The sequence below is a fragment of the Pseudoalteromonas sp. T1lg22 genome, from assembly GCF_002964645.1.
Classification (GTDB): Bacteria; Pseudomonadota; Gammaproteobacteria; order Enterobacterales; family Alteromonadaceae; genus Pseudoalteromonas.
The window spans coordinates 105,544-123,282 of sequence record NZ_PQBY01000006.1 but is presented as its reverse complement, the minus strand read 5'-3'; the positions used below and the strand labels follow the sequence as shown (position 1 = coordinate 123,282).

Here is a 17,739-nt window from a genome sequence, read left to right as displayed (position 1 = left end):
AATGAGCAAAGATATCCATGACTCCCGTATATTGATCCTAGACTTTGGTTCACAGTACACGCAATTAATCGCCCGTCGTGTGCGTGAAATTGGTGTTTATTGTGAGCTGTGGGCTTGGGATGTAACGGAAGAGCAAATCCGTGAATTTAACCCACAAGGTATCATTCTATCTGGTGGCCCAGAGTCAACGGTAGAGCAAGGCAGCCCTCGCGCGCCTGAGTACGTATTTGAAGCGGGTGTGCCGGTTCTTGGTGTATGTTACGGCATGCAAACCATGGCCATGCAGCTGGGCGGTAAGGTACACGGCTCTGATAAGAAAGAGTTCGGTTACGCGCAAGTTGAAAAAGTGGGTAACTGTCCATTATTCGACGCCATTGAAGATCACCTGGGTGAAAACGGCGCGGGTCTGCTGGATGTGTGGATGAGCCACGGTGACAAGGTTGAGTCAATTCCACCTCAGTTCGCGACTACCGCTAAAACAGATACTTGTCCGCATGCGGCCATGTCATGGGAAGAAAAGCGCTTCTACGGCGTTCAGTTCCACCCGGAAGTAACGCACACACTACAAGGTCAGCGTTTACTTGAGCGCTTTGTCGTTGATATCTGTGGTTGTGAAAAACTATGGACTCCGGCGCAAATCATCGAAGATGCAATTGCCCGTATCAAAGAAAAAGTAGGTGACGACGAAGTTATTCTAGGTCTTTCTGGTGGTGTTGATTCATCGGTTGTAGCCATGCTTATCAATAAAGCCATTGGCGACAAGCTGACCTGTGTATTCGTTGACAACGGTCTACTGCGTTTAAACGAAGGCCAACAGGTAATGGACATGTTCGGCGACCACTTCGGTCTGAACATAGTTAAGATTGATGCAGAAGAGCGCTTCTTGAAAGCCCTTGAAGGCATTGACGAGCCAGAAGCCAAGCGTAAGGCCATCGGTCACACCTTTATCGAAGTATTCGACGAAGAAGCTGGCAAGCGCGTAAACGCGAAATGGCTTGCTCAGGGGACTATCTACCCAGACGTAATCGAGTCAGCGGCCTCAGCTACAGGTAAAGCGCACGTGATCAAGTCACACCACAACGTGGGCGGTCTTCCTGAAGATATGGAACTGGGCCTTGTTGAGCCACTACGTGAGCTATTCAAAGACGAAGTACGCAAGATAGGTCTAGAGCTAGGTCTGCCTTACGACATGCTTTACCGTCATCCGTTCCCTGGTCCTGGTCTAGGTGTACGTGTACTGGGTGAAATCAAGAAAGAGTACTGCGACCTGCTTCGTCGTGCCGATGCGATTTTCATCGAAGAGCTGCATAAAGCAGATCTTTACCATAAAGTGTCGCAAGCATTTACTGTATTCCTACCAGTTAAGTCGGTAGGCGTAATGGGTGATGCCCGTAAATACGACTGGGTTGTGAGCCTACGTTGCGTTGAAACCATCGACTTTATGACCGCGCGTTGGTCACACTTACCGTATGACTTCCTAGGTAAGGTTTCAAACCGTATCATCAACGAAATCGACGGTATTTCTCGCGTAGTTTACGATATCTCAGGTAAGCCACCTGCGACTATCGAGTGGGAATAATTGTTAGGCCGGAAACGTCTGGCATTATGCTGCTTGGTAGATGGAATTACAGGGTGCCCTGCTTAACGTGCTAACCTGAGCCTGTAATAACTTCGTAAGGATGTAAACATGTTGCCGTTGCCGGTTGGCAGGGAAGCCAGCCCGAGTGTCGGCGCACCGCTGCATGTGCGCCATCGCCCGGAGCGTACCCTCCTTTATCGACTTTCGGCTCGTGGCTTTATTGCGATTGTTGAACAGCAGCTGAGCCAGAGCCAGTGGCTGGCCGGTGAGTACTACAGCATGGCAGCCAGTATGCTGACGCCGTTTCTCGATCATCTGGAGGGTATCCCAGTGCTGGATGAACAGGGGCCGATTATTGCAGCGGGATCAGTCTGTGCGGATTATTTACAGTGGGTCAGGGCCAGAAGCTCCGCCTGGGTGTTGGCGGAGTCTTGATATTTCTAATGTTTACTACATCTGCCATGAGTTATAGTTACTGGCAATTCAACAAGGAGGTTAGACAGTGGTATTTAGGGATTTGTTCAAGCTAAATACGGAAACAGCGGCACCGGTTATTCAAATCATCAGTCACGAAACCCTGAGGATTCGCGCCTGTTGCATTCAAACTGCCACAGACCTGAACAGAGACCTCTACAAATGGAATATGCCGCAGGGCTTGAGGAAATATGATTTCGATGACAATTCCTGGGAATCCGAGGATGAAGGTGAACAGCCTCATGAAGTCCTGGAGTGGCTGATTGAATCTTCGCAAGACCAATCTGGATTCATCTTGCTTCTGGAAGACTTCCATCATTTCCTGAATGAGCACACCCTGATCAGCCGCTTGCGTGCATTTGCGATCGCCGTTGCCAGCCGTGAAATCAATAACGTCACTGTTGTGTTATCCCAGCCTACTCCTTTGCTGCCTCCAGAATTGGAGAAAGAGGTACAGGTGATGGAAATGCCATTACCGGATACAGATGACCTCAAAACTCTGATGCGACAGGCCAAGCAGCGATATGAACTGAGCGACAGGGACTATCAAGAGTCATCCGCTCTGATCGAGTCTGCACTAGGTCTCTCAACCAGCGAAGCCCAACTGGCTTTCTCAAAGGCAGCTTGCCAGTTCAGACGTCTTACCGAATCTGAAATCCCTTTTATCGTTAAAGAAAAAGAGCAGGTGATTCGCAAGATCGGACATCTGGAATACTTTCATCCGAAAGCCACGCTTGACGATATCGGCGGCCTCGATAACCTCAAATCCTGGCTGAATCGCCGTCGTCAGTCTTTCACCAAAGACGCCCGTGATTTTGGCCTGGAAACTCCCAGAGGTGTGTTGCTGCTCGGTTTGCCGGGCACAGGTAAAAGCCTGGCCGCCAAAGCAGTGGCGAATGCCTGGCAACTGCCTCTGTTGCGTCTGGATATGGGCAAAATCTACGGCGGTATTGTGGGTCAGTCTGAGGCTAACATCCGTTCTGCACTACAAACTACCGAAGCGCTGGCACCCAGTATTCTCTGGGTCGATGAAATCGAAAAAGGCCTGTCGGGCATGCAAAGTTCTGGTGCAACCGATGGTGGAACCACCTCGCGGGTACTGGGGACTTTTCTGACCTGGATGCAGGAAAAAGAAAAACCGGTGTTCGTGGTGGCGACTGCCAACCATATTGCACAATTGCCGCCTGAGTTACTGCGGAAAGGCCGGGTCGATGAAATTTTCTTTATGGATCTACCGGTGCAGCAAGACCGCAAAGACATTCTCTCGATTCACTTGAAGCGCCGAAATCGCCTAGATGATTTTACTCAAAACGAATTGGATGAGTTGGCGATTGTCAGCAAAGGCTTTACCGGGGCTGAACTGGAAGAAGCCGTCAAGGAAGCCATGTTTCTGGCCTTCGACGAAGGCCACCAGTTAAACAAGGACGATATCCTCAAGGCCATTAAGGCCACCTCTCCACTGTCTTTGACCATGGCTGAAATGATTAAGGACTCTCGTGAATGGGCGAAGGGACGTGCAGTGGCTGCCAGCTCTGCCGAGCCAGAAGCACTGGAGCTTTCCAACAGCAAAAAGCCCCGTCTCAAACAGGAAGGCGAAAACCCGTTCGTCAGAAAATAATCAGGACAGCTTGTTATGGAAAACCCGTTTTTTACTGCCCTTGAACAGCAAGGATTCAAGGCTGCAACACTGGCCAATCAGACCAACAATGTTCTGATGCCGTTTATGCATTACCTGAACAACAGCATCAAAGCGCTGGAGAACAAGGAAGTCAGTTGTGAATGGAAGCCGGTCGCAAACAAGCGTTATCAACTCAAGCCTGACAACAAGATCTGGCAGCTGTTACCGGTGAGTGAAATTGAAGTAGTGGCTGGGAAGGAAGGCTGGTTTGAGATCCTCACTGTTGATGATGAGTTGCCCGATGCTGATTTCGACCCGGATGAGAACGATCCAATTCAACAGGGCAAAGGCAAAGGACGGCGAGAGACTGAGATACCCGACGGTGGTTATAACGCCTCGGATTACCAGCTGTATTTGCCTGACCTTGAATTAGATGATGACCCGATCTCATGGAGCAATTACAAGCTGGAACTACGCCCCTTGGCCGTTCAGATTGACCAGCTGGAGTCGGTTTATATCGATGGTCAGCTATGCAAGGTGACGCAGCAGAATGGCGCTCGTCTGACTCTGCAAGGCCATGTGAAAGCCAACAGCAAATTGTCGATTGGCGGACAAGATACGCCTTTCACCCTGATCAAGGGGCTGGGAGAATCCTGGCTTAAGCAATGGCAAGCCAAATCCAAAGGTAATAGTTGGCTGCTGTTTTCAGAATCGCGGCCACAACTGGATGGGCATAAGTTGGAAGATGTCACCAATAAAGAACTGGCGAAACTGGGTTGTGCTCACTTTCAGTGTCAGAGCCACCCCCTACAAAGTGATCACTGGGATTTGAAGGTTGAAAGTACCGGCAAAAAAGGCGACACGGTTCTGATATTGGAAAGTCGTGGTAATGAACAGCTAAAGGATTCAGATGTTCTGAAATGCTCCGCTTTTCCTCTGCTGTCTTGGGCGGTGGAGTCTGCCAGGGTCGAAGAAAAATGGATTCAGCTGTTCGAAAAAGAAGGTGGCGACGACACCGGTAAATCCGATCTGGATTATTTTTTTGGTGATAACCAAAACATCAAAATTCTGGACTCGACTCAAGGCAAATTTGATGATGGTTTTCGTGTGCTTAAAGCACGCCAGGAAGAGCGCCAGATCCTGTTGGCTAGAAATATCAAAGGCAAGAAAAACTGGAACAGCGACTATCCATCCCAACAGGGAAAAACATCTGAGATTCGCGTCAGCGTAGATACCAGCCAGCTCAAGCGCCAGAAAGACGCCATCAACCAACTGATGAATCGCCCTTCAGCAGGCCATTGGCCGCTGATTCATATGCTGCAAAAACGTGAGCAAACTCGTTGGCCTGATGTGCAACCGTTTCAAATCCCGGAGTCCGGATGGACAGTATTGACAGATCCCAACTTCGATGGCTGTGACCGTCAACGTGACTTTGTTACCAAAGCCTTGGCGACCGAAGATTTCACCATTCTGGATGGCCCGCCAGGCACAGGTAAAACCACCACCATTCTTGAACTGATCATGCAGCTGGTGTTGCAGGGCAAGCGTGTTCTGTTGTCAGCTTCGACCCATGCCGCGATCAACAACGTTCTGGAACGTATCAAGGAAAATCCAGCACTGTCGGCACAGATCTTTCCGCTGCGTATCGGTGATGAAAACAATGCCATCGGCGTCGAAGGGTTCCAGTTTGATAAGCTGTTTGATGATTTGAAAAAAGGGAACGGCTGCGAGAATCTCAGCAAACAGCTAATGGTGGATTCTTCCAATCTTGTTTGCGGCACCACCATAGGTATCCTGAGACTGTTCAATGATCGCGAGGTGTCACTGGATACCGGCGAACCGCCGTTTGATGTGATGATCATCGACGAGTGCAGTAAAACCACCTTTCAGGAATTCCTGGTGCCCGCCCGCTTCGCCAAACGCTGGGTATTGGTAGGCGATGTGCGTCAGCTATCACCGTTTACTGATCGTGAACAGATCGTTGCCAACCTCGAAAATCTGATGCTGGTTCCGCCCAAAGGCAAAACACCGGGTCAGAACCTTTCTGCAGCAGTCCAGCAGGCCTGTTTCCTGCTGGAAGAGCTGCGAGGCAATCATCAATCTCCTTATTCACAGCCAATGTTGGTGCCTGTTACCCGTGATGTTGCAAACGCATTGGTTGAAGAAATTCGAACACGTACTTCGCTGCCAAAACTTGCCAAGGGTTTCGATAACCTGTTGGTCGTGATGGTAAATGAGGGACGTAATGTTGATCGCCATCAGGTTGGGGTTAAACAAATTCAGCAGAAGCCGGCTCAACTGTATCGTCACAATCTATGTTTTGTCGAAGAAGGATGTCTGGGAGAGCTGGCTCGATGGGTTCCTGAGGATATGCTGGTGCTACATCCCGATTGGCCTCGCACTTCCCAGGCGGCGCAACATAGAACCACAGATACCGGTTGGAAGCCATTCAAGGTTAAGACCTCTGAATACACGGATACCGTTCATGTTCATAAAGAATTGCTCGACCGTATCGACAGCACTAAATGGTCGGAAGAAGTGTGCTGGCGTCTGGAGCGTGAGTACTGGCTGCGATTATCTGCCAACCAGAAGCGAAAAACCGGCTATCTGGAGGACACTCTGGATCGGCTTCTCCCCAAGTCAGTATCAGCTGATGGCCGAATTCATGTACTCAAAAATATTGCCTTCCCATCGATTCTTGAGGCGTTATCGGGGGATGGACTGGTCAAACGTAAGAGCGACGAACCAACGACCTTGAATCAGGGGTTTGATGCTTCTGAGAAGTCCAAACGCTATACGACGCTGACCTATCAACATCGGATGCATCCGAATATATCGGCATTCCCTCGACAGCAATTTTACCCCAAAGGTGTTTTGGCCGATGGAGGCAAAACGACTTCCGACCGAACCTGGAACTATCCGCGATATAACTCCCGAAATATCTGGTTGGACATTCGGGGAACCACATTACGGGGCAATAGTAACAAGCAGGAAACACAGGCTCTGATGACTGAGCTGAAAGCGTTTTGTGATTGGGCAGAAGGCAAAAGCAAAAACAAAAAAGGCGAAGCCTTCGACGTTGCGATTTTGACCTTCTACAAAGGTCAGGAAAAAGCCCTGCGGGAAGCCCTTCAAAAGCTGCCGGGTAATGCCTATCGTTATGCACGGTTTAATTTCAAAGGCATATCGATCAAGTTGGCGACGGTGGATTACTTCCAGGGTCAGGAAGCGGATGTGGTGTTCTTGTCGATGGTGAATACCCATCGTGATGGGTTTATGGACTCGCCCAACCGTCTTAACGTTTCCATTACCCGTGCCCGTTACCAGTTGGTGATTGTCGGGCATCATGAATATTTCTCTCAGGGCTCCGGTACGCTGGAGCTAAAGAAACTCGCAGAATCCTGCCATGTTTTGACTGAAAATAGCCAAAAACAACCGCACCACAATGCAGGTAAGAAAGGGAAGTCTCGATCATGAGTAACCATAAAAAACACCAGATGAGTTCCTTTTCAGACTTGAAAGGAATCGCTGACGCTAATGAACCGGCAGGTGAGGCTAAAAACCACTCCACGCCTGTCAAAGAGAATGTAAACAAAAAAGGCTCACTAGCCTTAACGGTCAGTCGAAATGTTCAGCTAAAGCGTTTTCCCATTATCGCCAAGGTTACATTCTTGCGTGATCGACCTGATCTGGTGTCCCTGTTAAAGGGCATGCAAAACAATTCTGCTGATATGCCGCCTCGACTGAAGGCATATCTCAAGCGAGAAACGCTGTGGGATGAATCCGGAATCACGGATAAAGGTCAGCAAGTTATTGATAGCGGCTTGTTCGAAGCTAAAGAGCGAGGTCTTTATCATATCTGGTACACAGATAATGATCCGTTGCTGAGAACTCGTCCGGTCTTGATGCAGCGAGATACGGCGTTCTTTGCTCCCAATATGAAAGGCTGGAAAAAAGGAGCGGACGCAGCTCGGTCAGAATTCCAAGTAAAGCAGCCTGTACAGCTGAACGTTCTGGAAGAGTCCTTTGTCGATCGTAACAAGACTGAGCCTAAGCATTACAGCCTGCAGCTGGCATCGCTCGAACCCGAAGTGATTTGCTCGCCCGAAAAATCAGCAGAGATTGAGCTTGAATGGACGCTCGACTTTTCGCAGTCGCTAGTCAGCCTAAAAGGCCAGTTGGATATGTTGCAATTCAAACAGAACAAAACCGGCTCACGCCCAGAAGCTCTGGCTCTCTCCATTGACGATTTTGGTGATCGTCTGGACGATGTCATGGCGGCTATCGCTGGAGAATTCGACGGCCACTGGCTGCCTAAAGACCGTCGCTTGCAGAGTTCGCTGGAGTCGATTCGGCGTTATCCATCAGCTGTGCAGAAATTCCAGATCGGCAGTTTGAATCGCACAGGTCTGAAGACCAATATGGGGGGATTTCAGTCGGTTCAGGCCAAATATGTTCCCATTCAGCCAGCTGATCAGGCCGATGCTGAAGATTGGCAGAGTTTCTGGCTGGGAGACTTCTACAGCAGCAAGTACCACTCATCGTCAGTGGCTCGAAAAGAGCAGTCAGAATGGCTGGACCATATCGCCTTGAATCACTTTGAACTGCCACTTAAAGAACAGCAGTCATTGTTGTCAGAGCTATCTCGCGAAAGTCAGCCACTGGCGTATTGGCATATTGCGGCGATGGCCGATCTGACTCCGTCCAGAAGCCGTAAGCTACGCATGCCGATCAGTCTGGTAAACGGTGATCCATTGGCTCTCGATGATCTGTTTAAACAGTTGTCAGGAGGCGAATACATTGAACACATCATCTATTCAGATCGTTATGTACATACCTCACGTCAGAGCCGCAACCTGAGTTATGTGGCTGCTCGTTTTGCAGATGCCGAAGGCTTGCTGTTGACGCTGGATAGGCAACACGGAAAAGAAGCAGAACTGCCACCAAACTGGTCGCGCGAAATCCTGCAAAAGCAAAATGATAACCACGGTCGCTACTGGATTTTGGTCAGTGCGGAGCACACCTGGTGCTGGGAATGCAGCAGCGGGCTGGATTTTATTCGCGAGAATAGTGGGAAATTCATTGTTGATGGCTCACCGACCTTCACTCCGAAAGAGGTGGCAACGCTGCCTCGATATCTGCAAGACCAGATCAATAACACCGTAGCGGAGGCTTTTTGATGACACGGATCGTACCTCGTCAGGAACAATTTCGAATCGATTACCAGAACGTGCATTTACCGGCTTTGTTCAGCAAACAGGAGTTTGATGCAGACTTCAGTAGTGCTTTGCCGATGCCAAATAGTGAGTTTCTCAGCCGGATTATCTCCATGGCTCGTCTGACCCTGCTGATTGCCTGTGAGCAACTGAAAGACGAATCGCTGATTCAGGCCATCAAAGAGCAGGCAGAAAAAGGCATTCGTATTTATCTGCTGCTGGGCGAGAAAAATGCCAACAAGGTGGCAATTGACGTGTTGTCTGGCCGCTGTCTTATTCGCACAGGCGTAAGCCAGAAAGGTGCTCTGATGCTGGTGGATCACACCACCACTCAGGCTCAAGGGTGGCTGTTGATGTCTGGTCAGCCACTGGTATCTGCTGACCAACCTGCCTGGGGAATCCAGTTGGAACAGCAGCAGATCGATGACAGTTTCCGTAGCTTCTGTAAACTGTTCTGGGAGCACAGCAACGAGGAATACCTGCAACAGAACCAGCAGCAATCCAGCGTTCAGCATCCGGATGGCGCTGTCGTTACCAATCACTCCCATCAGCTATGCGGCACCTTACACGATTGCCTGAGCGATACGCTGGAGCATCTGCAAGCTGCTACTCATTCCGGCTTTAGTGCTTCCGGCAACAGCTGGCGGTTGCTATTGGGAACTCAGTCCAGTGAAATTTCAAAGCAGGCTCGTACAGGCGTTGTGCTTAGCGATAACCGGATGCCTTCATTGTTGTTATCGAATGAGGGTAACTGGCTACTGCCAGATCAAACGGATTTTTCTGCTGCCAACTGGTGCTTAAAGCTATCAACACAGCAAAGCCATAAACTTGAGCAAGCATACGAACAGGCCTTTGAGGAGGCCGCCTGGCAATATCAAGCCAAAACAGCGATAGGCGAATGCGATTATCAACAACGACTCCGTTTCGCTGAACAACCGGGTCTGGAATGTATAGTTGAGGACGTTCGTGAAATCGAGCTTGAGGATATCAGCACCCAGAGTATCGACAGCTTCCTGAGTGATGATGCCAAACAGCTGGCATCCGGGGTGACGGCTTGGCAACGCAGCCAGCTTGCCCACTTTATTGATTATGATGTGGTCGTACACCCACCTTACTGTCCGGAGTGTGCAAAGCCGGATGACTTGTATCAGGCCTGGAAAAGCTCAGAAAAAGATTGGCAGCAACGACTTGAAGTACTGACTTCTGCCCAGTCCAACATCGACCAACAGCAAGCAGGCATCGCTGACAAGTTAAGAGGTTTTATCAAAGGGTTCTTACTCGGGCAGGGACAATCGGTGAAATCCCTGAATCAGGAAATCCTTACTCTTAAGGATTGGTCCGTTACAAAGGCTACACCGGCAGAACGAGAGCTGCATCGCCAGCAATTAGAGTCCTTGCAGGATAAAATTCGCAAGCGTGGTGCCGATACTGAGCAGGAGCTGGATAAAGCCGAGCAAAACCAGCGCTGGGAGCAGCGTCGTGATGCATTAAAAGCCGAACAGTCGAAGGTGAACGAGTTGTTGAAACAGAAGTTGTCTGATCTTGAACAGTTGGAAAAGAATAAGGCCGAGGCCACTTCGCAGGTTGAGCGAAAATTCAGCGATAGCTGGGTTGCAGCTGCCGAAAAGCTGACAGTTCAGCAGGTGAATGAGATCGAAGTCAACGACCTCAAGCCTGAACAGTTTTTTGCAGAAGCTTTGCCAGAGATACCTCTGGCAGCACCAAAAGACGCTGATGAGCTGGAAAAGCAGGCTCGACAGGAGGCTATTCAACAAGCCAAATCCAGACGTGAAGAATTAAAACAACAGGCTCGCCAGGCCTGTATAAAAGTCAAACGAGAAGCTCTGCAAGCCATGGATGTAAGGCAGGCAAACAACTGGAAAACATTCATCAAGGAAAAGGTCTGGAAAAAGCATTACAGTGCTTTTGAACGCTGCCTGGCTGATTATGAACAAGGCGTGAAGAAAATCGAGCGTGATATTCAGGAGGCTCAAAAAGCACTGGATAGCAGCAGAGCTGAACAGGAGCGAGCAGAAAAAGCACTGAATGAACACGGTTCATCGTTTGTATATCAGCCGAAACAAGCATCTGATGCCTTTGCCAAACAGCTCGGTCTGAAAGGTAATACAGCTGCTGAAAACCAATTCCTGTGGCCATCAGAAGAGCTGCCCGTAGAAGGAACGGAACTACGAAAATATCAGCAGAATCGTTATTTGGTGGTATTTGATACTGATCAGATTAATCAGGCCAGATTGGATGCTATACGCTTGAACGCAAAAGTTGTATGCGACAAGGAGTCTGCCAATGCCTGAGCAGAAAATTACCCTGACAATTGATGAGGATGGTGCCATTTCTGCCAAGACCAGTGGCTTCAAAGGCGAAAGCTGTCTGGAAGCGCTGGATGAATTACTCAATCTGGAAGGTGTCGTCAGCAGCGTCAAGAAGACCGATGAATATTCTCTGCAGCAGCCTCAACAAACGGCTCGGGTTCAGTCGCTCAGGGGGAAATCCTGATGAGTGCTGTAATCAAAACTGCTACTCCATTTGTGATTGAAGAAGTGCTGATGGAGGCTCTGACAGCGGTTGGGGCTGAACCACAAAGAGTCACTTCAAGTGATGTTGATCTTATTCAGCGCAATCGACTTCAGATTGGGGATATTCTAACGAATCGTAGTGATTACAACGGCCGCCAGCTATTTCGGTTTGAGCGAGATCGTTGGGTAATGATGCATGATTCAGATGAGTACGCAGGTCGTACCGTCGATCGCTTTTCAGAAAAGGGCTATATCAAGGTTTCCAGATTTCTGACTGATTTGAGTGGTGCTTACGAATCTGCTTATGAAAAGCATCTGGAAAAACTGGCCGAGCAGGAACGAATTCGCCTTGAAGAAGAACGTAAAGCCCGTGTTGAAGCAACGCGCCAGCAGGCTATTGCCAAGGCTAAAGCCCAAGGGTACTCCATTAAGGAAACTACCAACAGTAAAGGCCAGATCCAACTGGTTCTGACCCGGATGGTGTAGCCGTGGCCAAAGATTACGGCGAATACTTCAACGTTGCCCATATTGAACCAGAAAGCCATATATATGGCCCTGGTAAACGTTACGTTATTTGGCTCCAGGGTTGTTCGTTAGCTTGTGAAGGATGCTGGAATCAGCAGATGTGGTCATTTAAGTCTAACCAATTGATACATCGGGAGAAATTATTGGATGAAATTCTTCAATACAGGGATATTGATGGCATAACCCTACTTGGAGGTGAGCCTCTACAACAGGCACCAAGCACACGTTGGTTATTAAGGTCTATCAGGCGCTACTCGGGCTGCTCGACGGTTTTATATACCGGTTTTACGTATAGTGAGCTAGTAAAACGCAAGGACTGGGCGTTGCTCAGAGAAGATTGTGACTTGATGATAACCGGTCGCTACTCTTCTTCTTTAAGGAATACGAATCTTCGTTGGAGAGGCTCGTCAAATCAGGAATTAATTTACTTGGCGGGGGGCAGAATTCCTCTGGAGCCACCAGAAGACGCTAACGAGGTCGAAGTCATTATTGATGAAAATGCTGCTATCAGAGTTCTTGGTTACCCGGACAGCAGCTTTTTCGGGACTTTAATAGATTCAAAGTGACTTGGATTTGTCCAGCCAGACTTCCAGCCCCTGGGTGTTGAGGTCGGTATCTGTTGCCAGCCAGGCGCGGGCCTGTTGCAGGTCTGCCGCCGGGTTGATGGTCGCCAGTCGAGCATGGCTTCGGCAATGCGCTGGTGACGACCTTCAAGCGGGCTGGCGAGTTGTTCGGCGATGGCGACAAAGGCATCCAGTGATACCAGTAACTGCCGGACATTCGCGGCCGTCGGCTGCACCGGCCCGTAGTGGGTCAGGTACATAAACCTGGGTTCAAGTGCGACCAGCCGTTCGATGCTGGCCGAATGGCGAGCGGGTCTAAGTGCACTGGTGTGGTGGTGACAAACAACAGGTTTTCGCCCGCAGGCGAGTCAAACACCTTGTAGGAAATGCCAAAAGTATCACCAGTGGAAATGCTGTGGCTGCTGCTGTCGTGAACACAGAAATGGTGTTTGGCGTGTTTGGGGGGCGTCTCAACATGCAGCTCTTGGCGAAAGGTGCTTTGTCAAAGCCGCCCGAGGCCTCCTAGTTGAGCTGGATGTTTGTGATGGTAATGCGGGTGAGTTGGCTATCTGAAGAGGCTAATCCGACATCTTGAGCGTTTTTACGATGCATGGCATTTTTCATGGTTCTTTTTGATTGGGTTGTTCTTCAAGGTATTGTTTTATATTTTATTTATTGTTCTATTGATAATAGAGTGGGAATAATTGTTAGGCCAGAAAGGTCTGGCATTAACAAGCACTAAATAAAATTTAAGTCCGCGTCATTGCGGACTTTTTTTTGCTAGTGGCACATTAGCTTGGGGCATTTACGATTTAGAAATAGCAACATACAGAATGTTGTCAACAAGAGTCATACCAATTCTGTTAAGTATGCGATCAGGTATAGCGCTGGATAAATGAGATGATCACAAGGCGGAATTTTTCTTATGTAGTTATTCTACATAGAAAAATTCCAACACAGTGAGCATGATATTTAGCCCGCTAGAATGATTAGCTATTTAAGTGAATTGGTATCAGTACCACTTGCTCTGACTCTATATTGGGATAGTTTTACTTAGTTGAGGATTTACTCGGCTTTAAGCCTGGAGTATTTCCTGGTGTTGTTTTATTGTCACGTCGACGTTGATCTGGCTTGCCGGTCGACTTGGCTATTGGTTTAGGCCCTGGTTTCAAACCCATGATTTAGTCCTTTTCTTTAATGAGGTTATTCCTCTTTGTATAATCTTTGGGCAGTATTGTTGGCTTTCAAGATGTGTATGAAAAACAATCTAAAATTTACAGTGACAAGTTGGAGGCACAAGGTGGATAGAACTAGATCTGCTCCGCGACGGCTGAGTGTTGAAGAGATACAAGAGCTTCGTCGTGATATGGCAGAATCCTCAGCCTGGGCCAAAGCCGAATTAAAGCGTCGACGAGCAGCAAAAAATCAAAAAAATTCTGTAGATGGTATAGATGATGATATCGAGAAGGATCATGTTTCTAACTAGCTGTTATTTATGTTGACTATCTCTCAATGAGATAAGCACACTAAAAAAGGGCTGATATCAGCCCTTTTTTGTTATTGAAAATGAATACCCGTAATGTCGTATTCCTTGATGTAGCGTTTGCCGTGCACATCGCTAAAGAAAAACTCCATCTCTATTTTGTTATCCAGCTGTCCATTGTGTTCAAGAATTTCGACTAGGTAGTAATCAACACCAGGCTGATTGATGTTTTCATAGCGCCTGTGTTGAGCCACCTCGAACTTGCTGGGGTTACCAATTTTATCGAAGTAGGCGAACAGGGTTTGCAGTCCACGCTTATAAATATCCTTGTTCTTTTCTGAAGCCTTGGGGTCGCGATACTTTAATAATGGTGCCGAGCGCTTGGCGTTTACTGCGCTGATAAAGTCCGTAATGATCTCTTCATGGGGTGTGACCTTAGTCGCCTGGGTGTCCTTAACCGCCTTCTTCAATTTTTCCGACAAAGGATAAATATTTGCCAGGTAAGCCTGGTAGTCGGTCGATGCGCTGGTGTAGCTAAAATAGTGCGGCAGGCCCTTGTCGTATTCGGCTTTTAACTTGGTATAGCCTTGTGGGATATGCTGCGAATAAGACGAGAAGAAATTGTATCCGGCCTTGTGATCAAGATGATAAAAGTCGCTCTCATCAACAAGCTTTGAAAAAAGCAGGGTGTTAAAGTCTAAAAAGTTCTTTTGGTTGCTAAAGATAAAGACATCACTGATCCACACTTTGTCGTCTTTTTTGATGCTAAGTGTAAATTCGTAAAAGACCTTGTCGTCCTCGGGCATAAAGGTGAGGCGCTTCTTGTTCACCTCATGTTTTTTCTCGTTGAGAATACTCTCGCTGAGCGACAGCTGGTATTGCTCTCCCAGTGCCAGTATTTCATCCGCTACTTCGATATTTAGGTAATTCTTTGCCAGAGTCGGCGTGCTTGCCAGCAGGGCGAGGGCGGTGCACAAGGGTACTAACCAGTTATTGGCTTTTTTCATCTTAACGTCCTTATTTGCTTGTTAGCGCTTTGGCCATAAGCCATGCCTATAAAAGCGCTATCCATTTGATTTTTATTGGCATCCGTTTCAATGCCAAATAGGCCGTTAAGGAAAATAGCAAGCAGCCTACAAGGGTGTCAATCCTCTTGTACCTATATTTGTAGGTGTGCTGCTCATGGACAAAAAAAAGGCCCTGGTTGGGGCCTTTTGACGTCACATTACTTAAATGACTTACTCTGAATTTCTTTGCTTAAGGCTGAATCATGAGCTTGCCTTGACGCGGCTGGTCATAGGTGGCACCGGCTTTAGCAATGTCCTTGATGGCAAAGGTTTCATGAACCGGCAAGGTTAGTTCGCCTTGCTCGGCTAACCCAATCAGCTCCAGTACCGAGTCGGTGATTTGCTCCGGTGTTAAACGGCTGAATTCCACCATGCCCCAAAAGCCTTTTACGGTGATTTCCTTAAAGATCAGATCGGCCGCATCCACCGCCATGGGCTCGTTGGACATGGCACCAAAAGACAGGACAGTACCACCGTTTCCGACCAGGTTAATCAGCTTACGGGCGGCTTCACCGCCAATCATTTCGATACCGCCGACCACGGGGCCGTCAATAGCGGCGAGGGCACTTTCAAACCAATTGGCTTCGTCCATGGCAAAGACGTTGCCAATACCCAGCTCGTCAAGTTGCGCCTTGGAGCTGCCACGGTTAACCAGGCTCAGTACCTTAAGGCCACGGCCTTTGGCTATTTGGGCCACGGTTTTGCCGACGGCGCCGTTGGCGGCGTTAACCACGATCCAATCACCTGTTTTGGCGGGGATTTTATTAAGCGCCATTACCGAACTCATCGGCATGGCTAATAATTGCGCGGCGATATCGTCGCTGATGCTATCCGGCAGCGGCACCGCCGCCATAGCAGGAGCAATAAAGTACTCTGCCCAGGTGCCAGCGGCGCCGGCCACGTTTACTCGTGTGCCAACAGCGGGGCCTACAACGCCCTCACCCAGTGCATCAACAATGCCTACGGCTTCACTGCCGCCGATGGCGGGCAACTCGGGTAGGCTGCCGTACTCGCCGCGAACGGTCATGATGTCATGGTTATGTATGGGCGAGCGTGTCATACGCACGCGGATCTCCCCCGCCTGTGGCTCGGGAATGGCTATTTCACGGGCGTCTAGCACCTCTGCGGGGTGGCCTGTATTTGTATACATGGCGGCTTTCATTGTGTTCATACGGACTCCAAAATTTATCTTCAGGCGGATTGTTCAAGGTTTTTAACGCGCACCTTGGCATTGCCGCGCAGTGCATTTGAATAAGGGCAAACCTCATGGGCCAGGGCGATAAGCTGCTCGCTCTGTGTTGGCTCTAGGCCTTCTATTGAAACATCTATGGTTACATCAAGCAGATACTGCTCGGCGACCTTGTCCAGGCCCACGGTGACCTGGGTTTGACAGCCCTTAAGTGCCATCTTCAAACGCTTGGCAGTGAGAATAAGGGCATTGTCGAAACAGGCTGCATACCCCATGGCGAACAGCTGCTCCGGGTTATGCCCAGGTGCGCTGGTACCCGGTGTGGTCATAGTAAGGGTCAGGCTGTCGTCGGCTAGCTTGGCGCTGCCATCGCGACCACCACTGGCAATGGCTGTGGTTGAATAAATCATACTGGCTACCTTGTTGGCTCTTACTGTGTTGGGACCCAGTATGCGTGAGAAGCAGATAGAGGAAAAATAATCTAAAATTGGTTTAATATAATTTAATTTATAGCTGAAGCTTATGTCCATTCACCAACTACGCACCTTTGTTGAGGTCTACCGTCAGCGTTCTTTTAGCAAGGCCGCCGATGTTTTGCATATCACTCAACCTGCGGTTTCCAGTCATATCGCTTCACTCGAGTCGCAATTGGATCACCGTTTGTTTGTTCGTCATGTGCGCGGAGTGCGGCCAACCCGTATTGCCGATGAACTAGCGATACAACTGGGAGACACCCTGGATTATGCCGAAGGCGTGTTGGCAAAAATGAAGTCGCACGGCAGCAAAATAGACGGGGTGATACATATAAACGGCCCCATAGATATGCTCTCGAGTATGCTTGCCCCAAAGTTGCAACCGCTCACCGATGCCGGGGCGCAAATACGTTTACACCCCAGTCACGATGACGACATGTTTACCTTTCTGAAAGATGGTAACTCGGACTTTGCCTTGTGTTTAACGCCTCCGGAAGACGGGCAACTGGATTACTGTTTACTGGGAGAGGAGCGGGTTTTCTTGGTCGCCAGCCCAGCCAGGGCGCGGCAAATGAGCCAGGACCTGGAGCTGGTATTAAGTGAGCAACCCTTGGTGGCCTATGATCTGGGCCGTACCCTGGTGCGCCAATGGGTAAGTCATAATGGTTTATTCTTGGGGCACTTAAATGAGATTATCACCGCCCCAGATCTGCGTTGCTTACGTACCCTGGTGCTGGCGGGATTAGGATGGTCGGTGTTACCCGAGTACCTGGTGAATGATGATTTAAAACACGAACGTTTAGTCGCCATAGGCGGCTCTCAGTCAAACCCGGCGATACAGTATCACTTGTGTTGGCGGGCGGGGGCGTTGCGTAGCCCCAGGATTGCCAGAGCGCAGCAGTTGCTGCGTGGGGTATTTACGCCTTAATACGGCTAAAATAGACTGTTTTTTCTACAGTTGTTTATTTTCAAAGCAATTGAACAGGTGCGGTGATATTTTTTCTTTACCTTTATAAAA

At 49.0% G+C, this 17,739-nt stretch carries 15 protein-coding genes; 11 read left to right on the top strand and 4 right to left on the bottom strand.

Features of this window, described 5'->3' with window-relative positions; translation table 11 throughout:
* Position 1 precedes the first annotated feature (1 nt).
* The 9 genes from guaA (at position 2) to C2M24_RS02745 (ending at position 12,512) form a co-directional block, all read left to right on the top strand.
* Positions 2-1,579 carry a glutamine-hydrolyzing GMP synthase gene (guaA, locus tag C2M24_RS02785; protein WP_105213242.1) on the top strand — a complete coding sequence of 526 codons (1,578 nt, stop codon included), beginning with the start codon at positions 2-4 and terminating at the stop codon, positions 1,577-1,579.
* A gap of 108 nt (positions 1,580-1,687) precedes the next feature.
* Positions 1,688-2,014 (top strand): hypothetical protein, encoded by a 327-nt coding sequence (locus tag C2M24_RS02780; RefSeq protein WP_105213241.1) that lies wholly within the window; start codon positions 1,688-1,690, stop codon positions 2,012-2,014.
* A gap of 67 nt (positions 2,015-2,081) precedes the next feature.
* A complete protein-coding gene (locus C2M24_RS02775) occupies positions 2,082-3,671 on the top strand; it encodes an AAA family ATPase (protein ID WP_105213240.1) in 1,590 nt (529 codons plus the stop codon).
* A gap of 15 nt (positions 3,672-3,686) precedes the next feature.
* Positions 3,687-7,148, top strand: coding sequence for an AAA domain-containing protein (locus tag C2M24_RS02770; protein WP_105213239.1), 3,462 nt, complete (start codon positions 3,687-3,689; stop codon positions 7,146-7,148).
* Positions 7,145-8,851 carry a hypothetical protein gene (locus C2M24_RS02765; RefSeq protein ID WP_105213238.1) on the top strand — a complete coding sequence of 569 codons (1,707 nt, stop codon included), beginning with the start codon at positions 7,145-7,147 and terminating at the stop codon, positions 8,849-8,851. Before C2M24_RS02770 ends, C2M24_RS02765 begins: the two co-directional genes overlap by 4 nt.
* The gene (locus C2M24_RS02760) at positions 8,851-11,199 is read left to right on the top strand and encodes a hypothetical protein (protein WP_105213237.1); all 2,349 of its coding nucleotides are present in this window, start codon (positions 8,851-8,853) and stop codon (positions 11,197-11,199) included. Before C2M24_RS02765 ends, C2M24_RS02760 begins: the two co-directional genes overlap by 1 nt.
* Complete coding sequence (locus tag C2M24_RS02755; RefSeq protein ID WP_105213236.1) at positions 11,192-11,401, top strand: DUF2997 domain-containing protein; 210 nt, start codon at positions 11,192-11,194, stop codon at positions 11,399-11,401. The genes C2M24_RS02760 and C2M24_RS02755 overlap by 8 nt, the downstream gene beginning before the upstream one ends.
* Positions 11,401-11,907 carry a hypothetical protein gene (locus C2M24_RS02750; RefSeq protein WP_105213235.1) on the top strand — a complete coding sequence of 169 codons (507 nt, stop codon included), beginning with the start codon at positions 11,401-11,403 and terminating at the stop codon, positions 11,905-11,907. The genes C2M24_RS02755 and C2M24_RS02750 overlap by 1 nt, the downstream gene beginning before the upstream one ends.
* 2 nt (positions 11,908-11,909) lie before the next feature.
* Complete coding sequence (locus C2M24_RS02745; protein ID WP_105213234.1) at positions 11,910-12,512, top strand: 4Fe-4S single cluster domain-containing protein; 603 nt, start codon at positions 11,910-11,912, stop codon at positions 12,510-12,512.
* Here the strand turns inward: C2M24_RS02745 and C2M24_RS15945 are convergent.
* Positions 12,467-12,769 carry a hypothetical protein gene (locus tag C2M24_RS15945; RefSeq protein WP_158683680.1) on the bottom strand — a complete coding sequence of 101 codons (303 nt, stop codon included), beginning with the start codon at positions 12,767-12,769 and terminating at the stop codon, positions 12,467-12,469. The two genes, C2M24_RS02745 and C2M24_RS15945, sit on opposite strands and share 46 nt — an antisense overlap.
* 995 nt (positions 12,770-13,764) lie before the next feature.
* On the opposite strand from C2M24_RS15945, the gene C2M24_RS02735 reads away from it, so the two are divergent.
* A complete protein-coding gene (locus tag C2M24_RS02735) occupies positions 13,765-13,995 on the top strand; it encodes a hypothetical protein (RefSeq protein ID WP_199775684.1) in 231 nt (76 codons plus the stop codon).
* A gap of 71 nt (positions 13,996-14,066) precedes the next feature.
* Here the strand turns inward: C2M24_RS02735 and C2M24_RS02730 are convergent, their stop codons facing one another.
* The 3 genes from C2M24_RS02730 to C2M24_RS02720 all read right to left on the bottom strand — a co-directional run bounded on the left by C2M24_RS02730 (position 14,067) and on the right by C2M24_RS02720 (position 16,658).
* Entirely contained in the window at positions 14,067-14,999 is a 933-nt protein-coding gene (locus tag C2M24_RS02730; RefSeq protein ID WP_105199655.1) for a hypothetical protein, read from the bottom strand.
* A gap of 250 nt (positions 15,000-15,249) precedes the next feature.
* On the bottom strand, positions 15,250-16,230 hold the full coding sequence (locus C2M24_RS02725) for a zinc-binding dehydrogenase (RefSeq protein ID WP_105199656.1): 981 nt from the start codon (positions 16,228-16,230) through the stop codon (positions 15,250-15,252).
* 20 nt (positions 16,231-16,250) lie between these two features.
* Positions 16,251-16,658: an Ohr family peroxiredoxin gene (locus C2M24_RS02720; RefSeq protein WP_105213499.1), complete on the bottom strand. Its 408-nt coding sequence runs from the start codon at positions 16,656-16,658 to the stop codon at positions 16,251-16,253.
* 112 nt (positions 16,659-16,770) lie between these two features.
* Between C2M24_RS02720 and C2M24_RS02715 the strand changes: the two genes are divergently transcribed.
* Positions 16,771-17,649, top strand: a complete 879-nt coding sequence (locus tag C2M24_RS02715; RefSeq protein ID WP_105213232.1) for a LysR family transcriptional regulator — start codon at positions 16,771-16,773, stop codon at positions 17,647-17,649.
* The last annotated feature ends 90 nt before the right edge of the window (positions 17,650-17,739 follow it).